The organism is Angustibacter luteus (assembly GCF_039541115.1).
GTDB classification, from domain to species: Bacteria; Actinomycetota; Actinomycetes; order Actinomycetales; family Angustibacteraceae; genus Angustibacter; species Angustibacter luteus.
The window spans coordinates 212,832-227,394 of sequence record NZ_BAABFP010000002.1; the positions used below are offsets into that span (position 1 = coordinate 212,832).

Here is a 14,563-nt window from a genome sequence, read left to right on the forward strand (position 1 = left end):
GTCTAGGGGTGGCCGACCGGGACCCTTCCCAGCAGCCGCTCGGACAACCACTCGGTGGCCCGCCCGCTCGGCATGGGGCGCGCCAGGTGCCAGCCCTGGGCGGTGTCGCAGTTCATGTCCTTGATGGCCTGCCACGCCACGGCGGTCTCGATGCCCTCGGCGACGACGTGCATGCCCAGGCCGTGCGCGAGCCGGGTGGTGGCCCGGACGACGACGGCGTCCTCCTCGACCACGGCGGCGCGGCTGACGAAGCTGCGGTCGATCTTGATCTCGGCGAGCGGCAGCTCGCGCAGCAGCCGCAGCGACGACCAGCCGGTGCCGAAGTCGTCCAGTGAGAGGCGGACCCCGAGGTCGCACAGCGCCTGCAGCGTGATCCGGGCGCGGTCCATGTCGGCGGTCAGCACCCGCTCGGTGATCTCGAGGGTGAGCAGCTCGGGAGCCAGCCCGTGCCGCTCGAGCGTCCCGGCCAGCCGGGTCGGCATCGTCTGGTCGAGCAGGTCGCGGAACGAGACGTTGACCGCGACCGGCACCGTCATGCCCTGGTCCTGCCACTTCGCGACCTGGGTCAGGGCGAGGTCCAGCACGACGTCGGTCAGCCGGTGCATCAGACCGGACTGCTCGGCGACCGGGATGAACTCGTCCGGCGGCACCAGCCCGCGAGTCGGGTGGTTCCAGCGGACGAGCGCCTCGACGCCGGTCACGGTCTGGTCGGCCAGGCTCGCCTTGGGCTGGTAGTGCAGCTCGATCTCGCCCTGCTCGATGGCGTTGCGCAGGCCGCTGATGAGGCCGATCCGGGACGTCGAGTTCACGTCGCGCGCGGAGTCGTAGACCTCGACCCCGGTGCGGTCGGCCTTGGCCAGGTACATGGCGACGTCGGCGCGGGAGAACAGCACCTCGTACTCGGTCGCGTGGTCGGGCACCAGGGCGACCCCGATGCTGCCCTCGAGGTCGATGAGCTGTCCGTCGATGACCAGCTCGGCGTCCAGCGCCGCCCGGACCCGCTCCGCGATGGTGACGGCTGCCTCGGCGTCCCGGACCCGGCGGGCCAGCACGGCGAACTCGTCGCCGCCGAGCCGGGCCACGAGGTCGTCCGGGCGCAGGGCGCCCTCGAGACGGCGGGCCACCCGGCGCAGCACCTCGTCGCCCACGGGGTGCCCGAGGACGTCGTTGACCTCCTTGAACCGGTCCAGGTCCAGCAGGAACAGGGCGCAGGGCTCACCGGTGCGCAGCGCGTCGTTGATCGCCTCGGTGGCCTGCTCGATGAGCCGCTTGCGGTTCGCCAGGCCGGTCAAGTCGTCGTGCTGGGCCTGGTGCTCGCTGCGGACCGACGCGGCCGCGCTCTTGTGGATCGCGTACATCGGGACGACGGTCAGCGCCACGAACGCCGGGGCGTACTCCATCAGCACGGCGACCAGCGGGGCCAGCCCGAACTGGGCCGCCGACACCGTCGCCTGGAAGCGCAGGTCGGACCGGAACTGCGTCCAGGGTGAGATCCCCGCCATCAGGCCGATCGCGGTGGCGACCAGGAAGTCGTTGACCACGAAGCTCGCGGCACCCACCACGACGATCAGCAGCAGGTCGCTCAGCGTCGAGGGGGTCCAGGTGTCGCTGAGCGTGGGCCGGATCCCGGCGGCCGCCAGCACGAGCCAACCCGCGCCCACGCTGAGCGCGTACTGGGCGACGTTGAACAGGTTGCGGATCATCGCCTTGCGCGCGACCAGGCCGGCCAGCAGCGTGGCGATCGTGTGCAGGATCACGGCAGGCACCAGGCCGAAGTGCAGCAGCACCGGGAACACGAACGTGGTCGACAGCGTGACCCCGAGCGGGTCGGCCATCGACGAGCCCATCACGGGGCGGATCTCGCCGAGCACGATCAGCACGAGGCAGGTGGCCAGGGCCAGCACCTGGCCCGAGTCCATCGCAGTGATGTCGTCGAGGCTGACGGTGCTGACCGAGAAGACCACGAGGCCGAGGCCCGCCGCGATCACGCTCCCCAGGAACGCGGCGAGCAGGCGTGGCCGGGGTGCTGAACGCACGTGGTTCCGGGCCTCGTCGGCACCACTCACGTACGGCCTCGCTCCCTGGGTGTGCGCCGCGGACGGGCGGCGCGCAGACGTCACGTCCCTAGCGTGATCGGCACAACAGGAGCGTTCTTGAATGTTTGTTCTGTTCGGCGGTTCGGCGGTTCGGCGCGGCCCGGCCTCGTGGTGCGGCCCGACTCAGCTCACGGCGTCCGGACCCTCGTCCAGCAGCCGCCGGAAACCGGCCTCGTCAAGCACGGGGACACCGAGCTGAACCGCCTTGTCGTGCTTGCTGCCCGGGTTCTCGCCCACCACGACGAAGGACGTCTTCTTCGACACCGAGCCAGACGCCTTGCCGCCACGGGCGAGGATCGCCTCCCTCGCCTCGTCCCGGCTGATCCCCTCGAGTGACCCGGTCACGACCAGGGTGAGCCCCTCCAAGGTGCGCGGTACCGACTCGTCGCGCTCGTCCGCCATCCGGACGCCGGCCGCCGCCCACTTGTCGACGACCGCCCGGTGCCAGTCGACGCCGAACCACTCGACGACCGCCTCGGCGATCACCGGCCCGACGCCGTCCACCGCGGCGAGCTCGTCCTGGGCGGCCGAGCGGATCGCGTCGAGGCTGCCCAGCTCGGTGGCCAGCGCGCGCGCCGCGGTCGGCCCGACGTGCCGGATCGACAGCGCCACGATCACCCGCCACAGCGGCTGGGCCTTGGCCTTCTCGAGGTTCGCGAGCAGCTTGCCCCCGTTGGCGGACAGCTCGCCGTCCTTGCGGGTGAACAGCGGGACCGCGCTGAGCTGCTGCTCGCTCAACCCGAACAGGTCCCCCTCGTCCTGCACCACCCCGGCGTCCAGCAGGGACTGGGCCGCCTCGAACCCCATGGCCTCGATGTCGAAGGCACCGCGCGAGGCGACGTGGAACAGCCGCTCGCGCAGCTGGGCCGGGCACGAGCGGGAGTTCGGGCAGCGGATGTCGACGTCGCCCTCGCGCTGGGCCGCCAGCTCGGTGCCGCACGACGGGCAGTGCGTGGGCATCACGAACTCACGGGCGTCGTCCGGGCGCAGGTCGATGACCGGGCCGAGCACCTCCGGGATCACGTCCCCCGCCTTGCGCAGGACCACGGTGTCGCCGATGAGCACCCCCTTGCGGCGAACCTCGTCGGCGTTGTGCAGCGTGGCCATCTCGACCGTCGACCCGGACACCAGGACCGGCTCCATGACCGCGAACGGCGTCACCCGGCCGGTCCGCCCGACGTTGACCCGGATGTCCAGCAGCTTGGTGGTGACCTCTTCCGGCGGGTACTTGAAGGCGATGGCCCAGCGCGGCGCACGGCTGGTCGACCCGAGCCGGCGCTGCACGGCGAGCTCGTCGATCTTGACCACGATGCCGTCGATGTCGTGCTCGAGGTCGTGCCGGTGCTCGCCGAAGTACTCGACGAAGCCCAGCACGTCGTCCACGGACTCGAGCACCTTCGCACGGTCGCTCACCGGCAACCCCCAGCCGCCGAGCAGCTCGTACGCCTGGGACTGCCGGGTGAGGTCGATCCCCTGGGCGTCGAAGCCGCGCCGGGCCCCGATGCCATGGACCAGCAGGTGCAGCGGCCGCGAGGCGGTGACCTTGGGGTCCTTCTGCCGCAACGATCCTGAGGCAGCGTTGCGCGGGTTGGCGAACGGCGCCTTGCCCGCCTCGACCAGCCCGGCGTTGAGCTCGGCGAAGCCGGCGGTCGGGAAGAAGATCTCACCGCGCACCTCGACCAGCTCGGGGACGTCGTCCCCGCTCAGCTGGCTCGGCACGTCCCGCAGCGTGCGGACGTTCAGCGTCACGTCCTCGCCCGTGCGCCCGTCGCCACGGGTCGCCGCGCGCACCAGCCGCCCGTCCTCGTAGACCAGGTCGATCGCCAGGCCGTCGATCTTCAGCTCGCACAGCCAGGTCACGGTGGTGCCGGCCGCCTGGGTGGCCCGCTCCATCCAGGCCCGCAGCTCGTCGACGCTGAACACGTTGTCGAGGCTGAGCAGCCGCTCGAGGTGGTCGACCGCGGCGAAGTCCGTGGAGAACGTGCCGCCCACCACCTGGCTGGGGCTGTCCGGCGTCCGCAGGCCGGGGTACTGCTCCTCCAGCGCCTCGAGCTCGTGCAGCAGCCGGTCGAACTCGCCATCGCTGACCGTGGGCTGCTCACGGATGTAGTAGGCGAAGCGGTGCCCGTTGATCTGCTCGGCCAGGTCGGTCCAGCGGTGACGCGCGTCGTCCGGGACCTCCGCCAGCTCGACGGACGATGCCTGGTCGGGGGTGCTCAGCTCAGCGTCGCTCACCTGCCACATTCTGCACCGCAGCACCGACAGCGGCTGGTCAGCCCTGCGCGCGCTCGGCCAGCTCGCGGGCGGTCTCGCGCGAGCGCACCAGCGCGGCTCGGGCGCCGGGCGGGCTCGCCCCGGCCAACCCGCAGGTCGGCGTCACCACGACGTCTGCGAGATCGACGACGGGCAGCCCCACGTCGTGCCACCAGCGGGCCAGCCGGCCGGCCAGCTCGGACGCCGCGGGGACCTCACCGAGTGTGGGCACCAGACCCGCCCACAGCCGGGTGCCGGCCTCGACGGACGCCGCCACGGACTCCCAGCCACTGGGGCCGAGCAGGGTGACGTCCAGCGCGAGCGCCTGTGCGCCGGCGTCCCGCAGGAGCGCGATCGGGACGTCGGGCGCACAGCAGTGCACCGCGGTCCGTGCGCCGGCCTCGTGCGCCGCGGTCAGCACCGTCGTCAGCCCTTGCTGCGCCTCAGCCGGAGCGACCGCGCGCAGTCGTCCGAAGCCGGACGCCGTCGGCACCCGCCCCTCGAGCACGGCCGGGAGCGCAGGCTCGTCCAGCTGCACGACCGCGGTGGCGCCCGGCACCAGCCGGACGACGTCCGCCACCAGCTCGCGCACCGTCTGCGCCATCGACTCGACCAGGTCCCGGGTGGCGCCGCGGTCGACGACCGCCCGCTCGCCCCGGGGCAGCCAGACGGTCGAGGCGAGGGTCCACGGACCGGCCAGCTGCACCTTGAGGGGCCCGGTGTAGCCGTCGAAGGCGTAGGCCATCCGGTCCAGGTCCTCACGCCAGAACGCGTCCGCGCGGGCCTGGTCGCGGCCCGGCCGGTCGACCAGCCGCCAGCCGCCGGGCTGGAGGTCGATCGGCATGCTGACCAGGCGCGCGGCGGCGCGTCCGATCATGTCGGCGCCCGGGCCGCGGGACGGCAGCTCGGGCAGGTACGGCAGGTCGGGCAGCTCCCCGCGGACGACGGCGAGCGCCTCCGCGACGTCGGTGCCGGGCCAGGAGCCGATCCCGGTCGCGGTCACCGGGAGGTGGCCGTGATCGTGGCCGAGCCGAGCACCCGGGTGCCGCGGTAGAGGACGACGGCCTGGCCGGCCGCAACGCCGCGGATCGGCTGGCGCAGCTCGACCCGGACCGCACCGTCTGCGGCCGCCTCGGCGACCGCGGGGACGGCGTCCCCGTGCGCCCGCACCTGGGCGCTCACCTCGACCGGGCCGACCGGCGCGGGCCCGCACCAGCGTGGGCGCTCACCCAGCACGACGCGGACGTCGAGCGCCTCGGCCGGGCCGACGACGACGGTGTTGGTGACGGGCTGGATGTCCAGGACGTAGCGGGGGCGGCCGTCGGGCGCGGGGTGGCCGATCGAGAGCCCCTTGCGCTGCCCGACCGTGAAGCCGTACGCGCCCTGGTGCTCGCCGAGCACCTCGCCGGCCTCGTCGGTGATCCGGCCCGGCTGTGCGCCGAGCCGCTGCTCGAGCCAGCCGCGGGTGTCGCCGTCCGCGATGAAGCAGATGTCGTGGCTGTCGGGCTTGTCGGCGACGGCCAGGCCACGGCTCGCAGCCTCGGCGCGCACGTCGTGCTTGTCGGTGTCCCCCAACGGGAACAGCGCGCGGGAGAGCTGGGCGGCGGTCAGCACGCCCAGCACGTAGGACTGGTCCTTGCCGTGGTCGACCGCGCGGTGCAGCTCGCGGCCGTCGTCGCCGTCGCGGACCTGCGCGTAGTGCCCGGTGCAGAGCGCGTCGAAGCCGAGCGCCACGGCCTTGTCGAGCAGGGCCGAGAACTTGATCTTCTCGTTGCAGCGCAGGCACGGGTTGGGCGTGCGGCCGGCCTCGTACTCGGCCACGAAGTCGTCCACCACTGACTCGGTGAACTGCTCGGACAGGTCCCAGACGTAGAACGGGATGCCGAGGACGTCGGCCGCGCGCCGGGCGTCGTGGGCGTCCTCGGCGGTGCAGCAACCGCGCGCCCCGGTCCGCAGCGTGGCCGGGTTGCGGGACAGGGCCAGGTGCACGCCGACGACGTCGTGCCCGGCGTCCACGGCGCGGGCGGCCGCGACCGCGGAGTCGACGCCGCCGCTCATCGCGGCCAGGACCTTCATCAGCGCGCCGCCACCGAGGCAGCCGCGACGGCACCCGCGCCGCGAGCCCGGTCCACCGCCGCGGGCAGGGCCTCGACGACGGCGGCCACGTCGGCCTCCGTGGAGGTGTGCCCGAGCGAGAGGCGCAGCGCGGAACGGACCTCGGCGTCCGGCACACCCATGGCGACGAGCACGTGGCTGGGCTGCGGTACGCCGGCCTGGCAGGCCGAGCCGGTCGAGCACTCGACGCCCTGGGCGTCCAGCAGGTAGAGCAGCGAGTCGCCGTCGCAGCCGAGGAACGACAGGTTCACCAGGCCGGGCAGGCGGCCCGCCGGGTCCGGGTCGCCGTGCACGACGACGTCCGGGACGTGCCCGCGGATCCCGGCGACCAGCGCCTCGCGCAGCGCGGTCAGCCGCACCCGGGTGCCGGCCAGTCGCTCGACGGCGAGCGCGGCGGCAACCGCGAAGGACCGGATCGCGGGTTCGTCGAGGGTGCCGCTGCGCACCTGGCGCTCCTGGCCGCCGCCGTGCACCAGCGGCGACAGCTCGGCACCGCGGACGGCGACCAGCGCGCCGACGCCGACCGGGCCGCCGAGCTTGTGGCCGGTGATGCTCATCAGGTCCAGGCCGCTGCGCGCGAAGTCGACCGGCACCTTGCCGACCGCCTGCACGGCGTCGGAGTGCACCGGGATGCCGTGCCGGTGGGCGATCTCGACGATCTCGGCGATCGGCTGCAGGGTGCCGACCTCGTTGTTGGCCCACATGACGCTGACCAGCGCGACGGACTGCGGGTCGGCCTCGATCAGCGAGCGCACGGCGTCCGGCTGCACCCGGCCCTTCGCGTCGACCGGCAGCAGCACGACCTCGGCGCCTTCGTCGTCCGCGAGCGCCTGGGCGGTGTCCAGCACCGCGTGGTGCTCGATGGCGCTGACCAGCACACGGCGCCGGCGCGGGTCAGCGGCGCGGCGGGCGCGGTAGGTGCCCTTGACCGCGAGGTTGTCGGCCTCGGTGCCACCGGAGGTGAAGACCACCTCGCTGGGGCTGGCGCCGACGGCCTGCGCGAGCTGCTCGCGGGACTCCTCGACGACGCGCCGGGCCCGCCGACCTGCGGTGTGCAGGGACGACGGGTTTCCGACCACGGACAGCTCGCCGACCATCGCCTCGATGGCCTCGGGCAGCATCGGCGTGGTCGCCGCGTGGTCGAGGTAGACACTCACCGGGCCAGTCTAGGCGCCACCCCCACCCCCCGTTTCCGCCGCTCAAGCCGGTTTCCGCCGCTCAGGCCGCTCCCCGGGTACGGAAAGCGGCCTGAGTGGCGGAAAGGTGCGGTGGCTCTTCAGCCCTTGGACTTCTCGATCGCCTCGGTGGCCTGGGGCAGCACGGTGAACAGGTCGCCCACGACGCCGAAGTCGACGAGCTCGAAGATCGGCGCCTCCTCGTCCTTGTTCACGGCGACGATCGTCTTGGAGGTCTGCATGCCGGCCCGGTGCTGGATGGCGCCGGAGATGCCGTTGGCGACGTACAGCTGCGGCGAGACGGTCTTGCCGGTCTGGCCGACCTGGTTGGCGTGCGGGTACCAGCCGGCGTCGACGGCCGCGCGGCTCGCGCCCACGGCGGCACCGAGGGCGTCGGCGAAAGCCTCGACCGGCCCGAAGTCACCGTTGGTGCCGCGACCGCCGGAGACCACGATCGCGGCCTCGGTGAGGTCGGGACGGCCGGTCTTCTCGCGCGGCTTGCGCTCGGTGATCTTCGCGGCCCTGGCGGCGTCGGAGATCGTGGGCTCGAAGGCCTCGTCGGCCGCGGCGGCCGGAGCGGCCTCCGGGGTGGCCGAGTTGGGCTTGACCGTGATGATCGGTGTGCCGGTGGTGACCTTGGCCTGCACGGTGTACGAGCCGGCGAAGACCGACTGGGTGGTGGTCAGGTCGGCAGCGACGGCCACGGCATCGGTGATCAGGCCGGAGCCGGTCTTGATGGACAGCCGGGCCGCGATCTCCTTGCCCTCGGCGTTCGAGGCGATCAGGACGGCGGCCGGCGAGGTGCGCTCGACCAGCTGGGCCAGCGCCTCGGCGGTCGGGGCCACCAGGTGGTCGCTCACGTCGGCGGACTCGATGCGGTAGACCTTCGCCGCCCCGAACTCGGCCAGCGTGTCCTTCGCGGCGTCGAAGCCGCTGCCCACGAACACCGCGGACGGCTCGCCGAACTGGCGGGCGATCGTCAGCAGCTCGGTGGTGGTCTTGCGGACTGCCCCGTCGACGTGGTCGACGAGCACGAGAACTTCGCTCATCAGGCTTCTCCTTGGAAGTCAGGTCAGGACGGGACGGTCAGACGAACTTGCGGGACACCAGGAACTCGGCGAGCTTCGCGCCGCCCTCGCCCTCGTCGGTGACGACCTGGCCCGCCTCACGCGGCGGCCGCGCCGTGACGGACTCGACCGTCGTCCAGGCGGCGGCCAGACCGACGTCGCCGGCGTCGATGCCGAGGTCGCCGATCCCCCACGCCTGTACCGGCTTCTTCTTGGCGGCCATGATCCCCTTGAACGAGGGGTAGCGCGGCTCGTTGATCTGGTCGGTGACGCTGACCACGGCCGGCAGGCTCGAGGTGATCGTCTGCGTCGAGGCGTCACCGTCGCGGCGGATGGTGACCGAGTCACCGGAGACGGTGACCTCGCTGGCGTAGGTGACCTGCGGCAGGCCGAGGCGCTCGGCGAGCATCGCCGGGACGACGCTCATGGTGCCGTCGGTGGAGGCCATGCCGGTCAGCACGAGGTCGACCTTGGTCTCGGTGCCGAGCTTCTCGATCGCCTTGGCCAGCACCAGTGACGTGGCGGCGGCGTCTGAGCCGGCGATCGCGTCGTCGCTGACGTGCACGCCCGCGTGGGCGCCCATCTGCAGCGACTTCTTCACGGCCTCGGCGGCGGACTCGGGACCCACGGTCAGCACGGTGACCTGGTCACCCTCGCCGCCACCGGCCTCGACGATCTTCAGCGCCTCCTCGACGGCGTACTCGTCCAGCTCGGAGAGCCGTCCGTCGACGCCGACGCGGTCAGTGGTGTGGTCGGCGTCCTCGAACGTCCGGTCCGCTTGCGCGTCCGGCACGTACTTCACGCACACGACGATGTTCATGGTCGGGTCTCGACCTCCACTTGCAGCTCAACCGGCGCCTGCCGGGAGGGGACCGGGTCGTCCCGCTCGTCGGGGACCTAGCCTGCCAGTCGCGTCCATCAGGGACGTCACCGGTCCGCTTGGTCACCAGTGCACGATGTTACCGGCGAGTAGTTTTCGGGCAAGCGGACGGCCGGTGAGCCCGGTCACACTGGAGCCGAGAGGGGTGAGCGCGATCCACGACGACGTCCGAGTACCGGCGACCCCGTTGACCCTCACCGGCGAGCGCACCGCACCGGGGATCTGGCACGAGCAGTACTGGTTCGCCCGGCACCTCGCGGCGTACCGGTACGTCGCCGCCGAGATCGTGGCAACCAGGGCCGCCCTGGCGACCGACGTTGCCACGATCACGCTCGAGGCGGGCTGCGGCGAGGGGTATGGGCTGGACGAGCTCGCCGCCGGCGGGTCGCGGGTCGTCGGGCTCGACTACGACGCCGTGACGGTGCGGCACGCGGCCGCGACCTACGGGCGGGACGTGCTGCGCGGCAACGTCGTCCGGCTGCCGCTCGCGGACGCGAGCGTGGACGCGGCGGTCAGCCTGCAGGTCATCGAGCACATCTGGACGCCGCACGAGCTCGTCGCCGACCTGCGCCGGGTGCTGCGGCCCGGCGGCCTGCTTGCCGTGTCGACCCCGAACCGGCTCACCTTCTCCCCCGGACTCGGCCGCGGCGAGCGGCCGACGAACGCCTTCCACGTGCGCGAGTACGACGACGAGGAGCTGGCCCGGTTGGTCGGCGCCGGGTTCGGGCCGGTGCAGCGACTCGGCGTGCAGCGAGGCCCCAGGCTGCGCGCGCTCGACGCGCGGTTCGCCTCGTTCCCGGCGGCCCAGCTCGCCACGCCGCCCGAGCGGTGGCCGGACGACCTGGCGGACGCCGTCCGGGCCGTCCGGGCCGAGGACTTCGAGATCGGACCCGCGGACGACGACGCGCTCGACCTGCTGGTGATCGCGGGGCAGCGATGAGCAGGCCGATGAGCGATCCGGTCGGCGCCTTCGCCCTCGTCCTGCACAGCCACCTGCCCTGGCTGGCCCACCACGGCCGCTGGCCCGTCGGCGAGGAGTGGCTGCACCAGGCGTGGGCGTCGTCGTACCTGCCGCTGACGCGACTGCTGGACGAGCTGGCCGACGAGGGACGACGCGACGTCCTGACGCTCGGCGTGACCCCGGTGCTGGCCGCGCAGCTGGACGACCCTGGGTGCCTGGCCGCCACCGAGACGTGGGTCGGGATGTGGCAGGCGAGGGCGGCCGAGCTCAGCACGCGGACCGACCCGCGCTGGCGTGAGCTGGCATCGCGCGAGTTCCTCGCGGGTGCCCAGGCGGCCCGGTCGCTGGCGACCCGCTGGCGGGCCGGCGGCAGCCCGGTGCTGCGCTCGTTGGCCGACGCCGGAGTGATCGAGCTGCTCGGCGGTCCGGCCACCCACCCGTTCCTGCCACTGCTGGACGACCGGGTCGGCCGGTTCGCCCTGAGCGCCGGGCTGGACGACGCGCGGGCGCGGTTCGGCGGGTTCGGTGGCGGCATCTGGGCGCCGGAGTGCGGCTACTCCCCTGGCCTGGAGCAGCTCTACGCCGCCGCCGGGGTCAGCCACTTCCTCGCCGACGAGGTGACGCTCGCCGCAGGCGGGCGGCCCACCTCAGCCGCGTGGACGGTGCGCGGCAGCGGAGTCGCCGTGTTCGGTCGGGACCTGACGGTCACGGACCGGATCTGGAGCTCGCGCACCGGGTACCCCACCGGCGCGGACTACCGGGACTTCCACGCCATCGACCACGCGAGCGGCCTGCACCCGTACCGGGTCACCGGCGCCGGAGTGCCTTCTGACGCGAAGGCGCTCTACGAGCCGGCGCGCGCGGTGGCCGCCGTCGAGCGGGACGCGCAGGACTTCGTGCGCCGGGTCCGCGACCGGCTGCGGGAGGTCGCCGACCGCGACGGGCAACCAGGCCTGGTCGTCGCCGCCTACGACACCGAGCTGTTCGGCCACTGGTGGCACGAGGGTCCGGCCTTTCTGCGACGAGTGCTCCGACTGCTCCCCGAGGCCGGAGTGCGGCTCACGACGCTGCGCGGCGCCCTCGAGGCGGGGGCGGCGCGGGGTGACGTCGCCCTGCCAGCCGGGTCGTGGGGGGCGGGAAAGGACTTCCGGGTGTGGGACGGTCCGATGGTGAAACCGTTGGTGGACGAGGGTTTCTGGGTGCAGCGCCGGCTGCTGGACGTCGTGGGCGAAGAGGCGCGCGCCGGCCGCCTGCTCGTGCGCCGCCCGGACCTCGACCAGCTGGCCCGCCAGGCGCTGCTGACACTGTCCAGCGACTGGGCGTTCATGGTCAGCCGGGACCAGGCGGCGGACTACGCCTGGCGGCGGGCCGACGAGCACCGCGCGGCGTTCCACCGGCTGGCCGAGCTCGTCCAGCGTCGCGACCCAGGGGCGCAGGACGAGTCACGTCGACAGCGCGAGGTCGATGGGCCCTTCGGCGACCTGGACGCCAGGATCCTTGCGGCACAGGGAGGTTGAGATGCGGATCCTGCACCTGACCTTCGAGTACCCACCCTTCGTGCACGGCGGTCTGGGCCGGTACGTGCACGGGCTGGCTCGCGCCCAGGCCGCCGCCGGGCACGACGTCACGGTGATCGCGCCGGGAGCCGACCTCTTCGCCTCGCCAGGCCCGGGTAGTGCGGCAGACGAGGAGACCGCCGAAGGGGTGCGGGTGCTGCGCGTCCCGGTGCCGAAGCGACTGCCGGGCCCGATCGCGCCCGAGGCCAAGAACGAGGTGCTGGACGCGGTCGGCGCCCTGGCGGGCGAGCTGCTGCACCTCGCTCTGCGGCAGCAGGCCGACGTGGTGCACGCGCACGACTGGATGACCGGGAGCAGCGGCCGGGGCGCCGCCCACGCCATGGCGGTGCCGATGGTGCTGACGGTGCACGCCACTGAGCGGGGTCGGCGGTTCGGCCGGCTGGACACCGCGCTGGCCCGGGCGATCGACGAGACGGAGCGCACCGCGGTCCACGTCGCCGACGCGGTGACGGTCTGCTCGGCGGCGATGGTCGACGAGGTTGCCCACCTCGGGCGGGACCCTCGTGACCTCACGGTCGTCCCCGGCGCGGTCGACGCACCAGCCTGGCGGGTCGACCCCGAGGTCCGGGCCGTTGCGCGGCAACGGTTCTCGCCGGACCGATCACTCCTGGTCGCGGCCGGCCGACTCGAATGGGAGAAGGGCTTCTCCACCCTGTTGCGCGCCGTCCCCGGGCTGACCCGGGCCGCCGGCCCGGTGCGGGTGGTGCTGGCCGGTGCCGGCTCGTACCAACCGACCCTGGTGGCCCTGGGCGACGAGGTGGGCGCCGACGTCCTGTTCGCCGGTCGGCTCGACCCGCCCCAGCTGGCCGCGTTGCTCGCGGCCGCGGACGCAGTCGTCGTGCCGAGCCGGTACGAACCGTTCGGTCTGATCGCGTTGGAGGCTCAGGCCAGCGGCGCGGCCGTGGTCGCCACCGCGGTCGGTGGGCTGGCCGACACCGTCCAGGACGCCGTCACGGGCCGGTCGTTCGCGCCCGGGGACGTCGACCACCTGGCCGCGATCCTCGGTGACCTGCTCGCCGATCCCCTTGGGACGCAAGGGTTGGCAGCCGCCGGCCAGCTGGCCGCCGCGGAGCGCACCTGGGAGCGGGTCGCCCGCTGCGTCGAGTCCGTCTATCGCGGGGCCGGGCGGCCGACGAGCTAGGCCGCGGTTGTGCCGTTGGACGCCGCTACTGAACCGCTCCGTCGGCTCCCACCAGCACCGCGACGTGATCCGGGAGCGTCGCGATCCACTCCTGCGCCTGCGCACCGCGGACGAACGCGGCGGTGGCGTACACGTCGGCCCAGGTCAGGTCTGGGCCGATCACGGTCGCCGACAGCAGGCCCGACGGCGGCGCCCCACTGGCCGGGTCGATGACGTGCTGCCCGCGAGCCGCCGTCCCGGACGTCGCGACCGCCCCTCGTCGAAGGCCGACCGTGCGCAGGACCCGGCTACGGTCCTGAGGGTCCTCGATGCCGATCGTCCAGTCCGGGGTGTCGGTGCGGGCGCAGGCCACGACGACGTCGCCGCCGGCGGACACCAGCAGGTCGTGCGGTTCTCCCTCGGCCACCCGGTTCCGCAGCTCGTCGAACGCCTGCTCCACGGCCCAGCCCTTGACCAGGCCGGTCGGGTCGAAGGTGGGGACGCCGTCGGGGCCCGGCAGCCAGGCCGAGAAGGCCCCGTCCGTTCGGCGCGCAGCCTCCTCGCAGAGGGCGGCGACCTCACGAACCCGTGGCTCGGCGTCCGCGAGGGTCAGGTCGCCCCGGCGGATCCGGCTCACCGGACTGTCCGGTCGCCACGTGCTGAACCGGGCGTCGTCGTCGCGCAGCGCGGCGAAGAACGCCTCGACCGCCGCCGCGACCTCGTCGCCCCGGGCTTGCGGACCGCGCACGTGCACGCTGACCGGCAGCCCCATCACCTGCTGCACGAAGGCCTGCCGGGGCTGCTCCACCCCTTCCGGCAGCATGGTCGTCACAGGTTTGCCTGGTCGATCGCCGACTGCAGCGACTGGATGTAGCCGTCGCTCGTCACGGTCGCGCCGCTGACGGCGTCGATGCTGCCGCTCTGGCTCTGCACCGCCTCGGAGTTCAGCTGCGGGACGGCGTAGGAGTTGATCTCCTGGTCGCGGGGGTTCTCGGTCGGGTAGACGACGGCGTCCGCCTTCGTGATCTTGCCGCCCGACACCGTGATCGCGACCTGCACCGGTCCCCAGCGGGTGTCCACCGAGTCGCCCGTGTAGACGGTCGTGCCGCTGTCGGACGACGACCCACTCGACGAGGAGTCACCCGACGTCGACGTGTCCCCAGAGGACGAGGTGCCGGATGACGAGGTGCCGGATGACGAGGTGCCGGCGTGGGCGGCCGCCTGCGGAGCCGCGGACAGCTGCGAGCTCGTGCTGGTGTGGTAGCTGAACAGCAGGACCAGGGCGGTCACGGTGCTCATCAGGGCGAAGGTGATGCGTC

General features: G+C 73.3%; 12 protein-coding genes. 3 read left to right on the forward strand and 9 right to left on the reverse strand.

Features of this window, described 5'->3' with window-relative positions:
• Positions 1-2 precede the first annotated feature (2 nt).
• The 7 genes from ABEB17_RS01105 to ABEB17_RS01135 all read right to left on the reverse strand — a co-directional run bounded on the left by ABEB17_RS01105 (position 3) and on the right by ABEB17_RS01135 (position 9,526).
• Positions 3-2,120 carry a putative bifunctional diguanylate cyclase/phosphodiesterase gene (locus ABEB17_RS01105; RefSeq protein WP_345714704.1) on the reverse strand — a complete coding sequence of 706 codons (2,118 nt, stop codon included), beginning with the start codon at positions 2,118-2,120 and terminating at the stop codon, positions 3-5.
• Positions 2,121-2,219: 99 nt separating this feature from the next.
• Positions 2,220-4,340, reverse strand: a complete 2,121-nt coding sequence (gene ligA, locus ABEB17_RS01110; RefSeq protein WP_345714705.1) for an NAD-dependent DNA ligase LigA — start codon at positions 4,338-4,340, stop codon at positions 2,220-2,222.
• A gap of 28 nt (positions 4,341-4,368) precedes the next feature.
• A complete protein-coding gene (locus ABEB17_RS01115; protein WP_345714706.1) occupies positions 4,369-5,352 on the reverse strand; it encodes a uroporphyrinogen decarboxylase/cobalamine-independent methonine synthase family protein in 984 nt (327 codons plus the stop codon).
• Positions 5,349-6,425 (reverse strand): tRNA 2-thiouridine(34) synthase MnmA, encoded by a 1,077-nt coding sequence (gene mnmA, locus ABEB17_RS01120; RefSeq protein ID WP_345714707.1) that lies wholly within the window; start codon positions 6,423-6,425, stop codon positions 5,349-5,351. The genes ABEB17_RS01115 and mnmA overlap by 4 nt, the downstream gene beginning before the upstream one ends.
• Positions 6,425-7,621: a cysteine desulfurase family protein gene (locus tag ABEB17_RS01125; RefSeq protein ID WP_345714709.1), complete on the reverse strand. Its 1,197-nt coding sequence runs from the start codon at positions 7,619-7,621 to the stop codon at positions 6,425-6,427. Before ABEB17_RS01125 ends, mnmA begins: the two co-directional genes overlap by 1 nt.
• Before the next feature lie 119 nt (positions 7,622-7,740).
• Complete coding sequence (locus ABEB17_RS01130) at positions 7,741-8,688, reverse strand: electron transfer flavoprotein subunit alpha/FixB family protein (RefSeq protein ID WP_345714710.1); 948 nt, start codon at positions 8,686-8,688, stop codon at positions 7,741-7,743.
• Between the two features lie 37 nt (positions 8,689-8,725).
• The gene (locus ABEB17_RS01135; RefSeq protein WP_345714711.1) at positions 8,726-9,526 is read right to left on the reverse strand and encodes an electron transfer flavoprotein subunit beta/FixA family protein; all 801 of its coding nucleotides are present in this window, start codon (positions 9,524-9,526) and stop codon (positions 8,726-8,728) included.
• Between the two features lie 205 nt (positions 9,527-9,731).
• Between ABEB17_RS01135 and ABEB17_RS01140 the strand changes: the two genes are divergently transcribed.
• Genes ABEB17_RS01140 through ABEB17_RS01150 form a run of 3 tightly spaced genes read left to right on the forward strand, consistent with a single transcriptional unit; the run spans position 9,732 to position 13,265 of the window.
• Positions 9,732-10,526 (forward strand): class I SAM-dependent methyltransferase, encoded by a 795-nt coding sequence (locus ABEB17_RS01140; protein ID WP_345714712.1) that lies wholly within the window; start codon positions 9,732-9,734, stop codon positions 10,524-10,526.
• 8 nt (positions 10,527-10,534) lie between these two features.
• Complete coding sequence (locus ABEB17_RS01145; RefSeq protein WP_345714713.1) at positions 10,535-12,064, forward strand: 1,4-alpha-glucan branching protein domain-containing protein; 1,530 nt, start codon at positions 10,535-10,537, stop codon at positions 12,062-12,064.
• A 1-nt stretch (position 12,065) separates the two neighbouring features.
• Complete coding sequence (locus ABEB17_RS01150; protein ID WP_345714714.1) at positions 12,066-13,265, forward strand: glycosyltransferase family 4 protein; 1,200 nt, start codon at positions 12,066-12,068, stop codon at positions 13,263-13,265.
• Between the two features lie 25 nt (positions 13,266-13,290).
• Here the strand turns inward: ABEB17_RS01150 and ABEB17_RS01155 are convergent, their stop codons facing one another.
• Together ABEB17_RS01155 and ABEB17_RS01160 are read right to left on the reverse strand one after the other, a co-directional pair.
• Positions 13,291-14,067: an FAD:protein FMN transferase gene (locus ABEB17_RS01155; protein ID WP_345715763.1), complete on the reverse strand. Its 777-nt coding sequence runs from the start codon at positions 14,065-14,067 to the stop codon at positions 13,291-13,293.
• Positions 14,068-14,072: 5 nt separating this feature from the next.
• Entirely contained in the window at positions 14,073-14,543 is a 471-nt protein-coding gene (locus tag ABEB17_RS01160; RefSeq protein ID WP_345714715.1) for an FMN-binding protein, read from the reverse strand.
• Positions 14,544-14,563 lie beyond the last annotated feature (20 nt).